This window comes from Mesorhizobium sp. M1E.F.Ca.ET.063.01.1.1, assembly GCF_003998155.1.
Lineage (GTDB): Bacteria > Pseudomonadota > Alphaproteobacteria > Rhizobiales > Rhizobiaceae > Mesorhizobium.
In genome coordinates, this window is sequence record NZ_RZSC01000703.1 from 1 (window position 1) to 3,028 (window position 3,028).

The window sequence follows — 3,028 nt, forward strand, 5'->3', positions numbered from 1 at the left end:
GCTGTAGATCGGCGCGAAGCGGCCGCTCATGTCGCGCGACATCATCCGCGGCTCGAACGACAGGAAGACGATCTTCTTGGCGGCGCGGGTATGGTTGAAATCGTCGCGCGCGGCGGCGCTGTAGCCGTCCATCTCGGGATAGCGCAGATAGAGATCGAGGCGTGAGGCGATGCCGTCGCGCCTTGCCTGGTCGAAGCGGATGAAATTGGCCGGCACGCTGATCAAATTGTTGCCCATGACGACCTGTCGGACGGTCGTGTCGTCGGTATAGCCGGCCATGGCGATCGATCGCCCAAGCCATTTGCCGCCGACGCTGATTGCCACCGAAAGCAGGGCCAGCGCAGCGAAAGCGTAGAAGACCCGCTTCATCAAGGTCGAGTCGACGACCTCGAAGTCCGGGCTTTCGGCGGCGGTTGCCTCTCTCATCGCGATTCCCAATCCGCTCACCTGTCCTCAGGTGGCACAGCTTCGCGCGGCATGGCTCTTGCAGCGCATGGGTACGACTGTGCGGTTTCATGGTAAACGGTTGGTAAAGATGGATCCCATGCTGCTCCCTCTCTACGCTTTTGCGGTCGGCCTGACGGCCTGCGGCCTCGCCGGCTCGGCCATGGAGATCATCTCCGGCCGCCGGCTGGCCTTCGCCGAGCCCTATGTGTCGCCTGCCCATATCGCACGCTCGCTTGCGGCAACCGCCTGCGCCGGCCCTTTCATGCTCACCAATGATGCGCTGGCTGCGCGGCGCGAGGGGCGCATCGGCACGCTGGCGCTGCTTTCGTGTGGCTGCACGGCGGTCGCCTGGGCATTGGCCCTCGGCATAGTGCTGATCACCATTGCCTCATGGGCGACCGGTCTTTAGGTCTTTGATTTTAAGCATGTCTTTGTCCCGAAACCGCTGCACACTTTCGGGAGACATGCATTAGGCTCGGCCGAATTCTCGGCCTGAGACGATTCGGAGACGAAAATGCCAATCTATGCGATCGACGGAAAGGCGCCCCGATTCGACGATGTCGAAACCAACTGGATCGCACCGGACGCCACGCTGATCGGCAATATCAACGTCGGACGCAATGCCGGATTCTGGTTCGGTGTCGTCATCCGCGGCGATGGAGAGCCGATCACGATCGGTGCCGACACCAATGTGCAGGAACATACGATCATGCACACCGATCCGGGCTATCCGCTCACCATTGGACAGGGCTGCACCATTGGCCATCGTGCCCTGCTGCATGGCTGCGCCATCGGCGACAACAGCCTGATCGGCATGGGCGCCGTCGTGCTCAACGGCGCGAGGATCGGCAACAATTCGCTGGTCGGCGCGGGCGCCCTGGTGACGGAAAACAAGGTGTTCCCGGACAATTCGCTGATCGTCGGCTCGCCAGCCAAGGTGATCCGGGCGCTGGACGATGCGGCGGTCGAAAGGCTGCGCGTCTCGGCCGCGCATTATGTCGCCAACGGCAAGCGCTTCAAGGCAGGATTGAAAGAGGCCTGAGTGGCCCAATTTGGCGCCGCGGCTTGGTCGTTTAATCGCGCCGGGATATCGCGTCGCGCAGCAGCGACGCCCACGCTTCGAAACCGGCTTGGTCCGCGCCTTCCAGGGCGGTCTCATAATCATCGATGCGGGTTCTGAGCGACGGGTCCGCACCTGACGCGAGCAGCAGGCGGATCGCTTCCGCGTCGCGCAGCGACACCGCATAGTGCAGCGGCGTCCAGTCGTTCACGCCGCGCATGTTCGGGTCGGCGCCATGTTTCAGCAGGAGCCGGACGACCTCCAGCTTGTCCGGCCGCTTCGTCGACAGCGCCGCGATGAGCGAAGGAAAGCCGGCAGGATCCTCGTAGTTCGGGTTCGAGCCGGCGTCGAGCAAGGTTGCGATGAAGGCGGCCGGACTCCAATAGATCGCGTATTCCAGCGGATGGCCAAGGCCGAGCTCGAACGGCATCCGCTCATCGAACCAGCGCGCTGCGCCCCCCAGGGCCTTCCCGAGAGCCTCGAAGTCGCCTGCCTTGAAGCTTTCGTCGATGGCCATGAACAGCCGGTGGCGTTCGCAGCGATCGTCAGGGATCTCCAGCATGACAATGTCACTCGGATTTGCTTTTCCCTTTTTTAGCGGCAACTTTGACCCGTATTCGCATGGCACCGCCTTTGGGATTTTCAATATCGAATGCAGCGGTCTTCCTCACAAGGTCGCTCAATTTACCGAAGCCATAGGTGCGAGGGTCGAAATCGGAGAAGAGATTTGAAAGTTGCTGGCCGAAGGTGCCAAGACGCACCCAGCCATCTTCGCTTTCCATCTGGCCAATGACTTTCTTTAGTATAGGTGTCGCAGCGCTCGGCGCTTGAAGCGGCTTTCTTACCGGCGCAGCATCGTGAGTATCCCCTACGCTTCGGAGAAGGTTTTCTGTATAGACGAAACGGCGACATGCCTGCCGAAAACTCTCCGGGGTTTTCTGTTCGCCAAACCCGAATACATCAACACCCTGTTCGCGTATGCGCGCAGCAAGCCGCGTGAAATCGCTGTCGGAAGAGACCAAACAAAAGCCGTCGAAGCGACCGCTGTGAAGCAGGTCCATCGCGTCAATCACCAGTGTGATATCGGAAGCGTTTTTCCCAGTCGTATAAGCGAACTGCTGCTGGGGAATGATTGCATGCTTTGACAGGACGTCAGCCCACCCCTTCGACCGTGCATTCGAGAAGTCGCCGTAGATGCGTCGAACGCTGGCCTCGCCAATCTTGGCTATTTCCTCGAACAGGCCGTCGACGATCTTGGCGGAAGCGTTGTCGGCGTCGATAAGGACCGCCAAGCGTGGTGACCGGGGTTCTGTCGGCATGTTGGTGCTTCCCGTAGCTGGCGTGCTTGCGGATCTCAAACTCTTGGAACTGTCGCCATGCCCCGGTTCTCTTTGCTTCTTGTTGTAGCAGAGGTGGGCCGCAACAGAAATCTGCGCCTTGGCACAGTACCTTCTATCAGGGTTTCAATGGCTAGTGAAAAAAGGCGGAGCCGGCCCGGGGACAGGGCCGGCTCCTAAAACC

Annotated in this window: 4 protein-coding genes and 1 pseudogene; 2 read left to right on the forward strand and 3 right to left on the reverse strand. The window is 60.6% G+C overall.

Annotation, left to right across the window (positions count from 1 at the left end):
• A pseudogene (locus EOA29_RS30875) lies at positions 1-426 on the reverse strand (hypothetical protein); the annotation flags it as partial.
• A gap of 109 nt (positions 427-535) precedes the next feature.
• On the opposite strand from EOA29_RS30875, the gene EOA29_RS30880 reads away from it, so the two are divergent.
• Positions 536-856, forward strand: coding sequence for a hypothetical protein (locus EOA29_RS30880; RefSeq protein WP_126094181.1), 321 nt, complete (start codon positions 536-538; stop codon positions 854-856).
• A 105-nt stretch (positions 857-961) separates the two neighbouring features.
• A complete protein-coding gene (locus EOA29_RS30885; protein WP_126094180.1) occupies positions 962-1,489 on the forward strand; it encodes a gamma carbonic anhydrase family protein in 528 nt (175 codons plus the stop codon).
• A gap of 31 nt (positions 1,490-1,520) precedes the next feature.
• On the opposite strand, the gene EOA29_RS30890 is transcribed toward EOA29_RS30885, so the two are convergent.
• Positions 1,521-2,024, reverse strand: a complete 504-nt coding sequence (locus EOA29_RS30890) for an ankyrin repeat domain-containing protein (protein ID WP_245464689.1) — start codon at positions 2,022-2,024, stop codon at positions 1,521-1,523.
• 52 nt (positions 2,025-2,076) lie between these two features.
• Positions 2,077-2,826: an NYN domain-containing protein gene (locus EOA29_RS30895; protein ID WP_126094178.1), complete on the reverse strand. Its 750-nt coding sequence runs from the start codon at positions 2,824-2,826 to the stop codon at positions 2,077-2,079.
• Between the last annotated feature and the right edge of the window lie 202 nt (positions 2,827-3,028).

Excerpts from the sequence above, each read along its gene's own strand:
- EOA29_RS30895 (WP_126094178.1), bottom strand. The coding sequence starts at position 2,826 with ATGCCGACAGAACCCCGGTCACCACGCTTGGCGGTCCTTATCGACGCC.
- EOA29_RS30890 (WP_245464689.1), bottom strand. The coding sequence starts at position 2,024 with ATGGCCATCGACGAAAGCTTCAAGGCAGGCGACTTCGAGGCTCTCGGG.
- EOA29_RS30885 (WP_126094180.1), top strand. The coding sequence starts at position 962 with ATGCCAATCTATGCGATCGACGGAAAGGCGCCCCGATTCGACGATGTC.
- EOA29_RS30880 (WP_126094181.1), top strand. The coding sequence starts at position 536 with ATGGATCCCATGCTGCTCCCTCTCTACGCTTTTGCGGTCGGCCTGACG.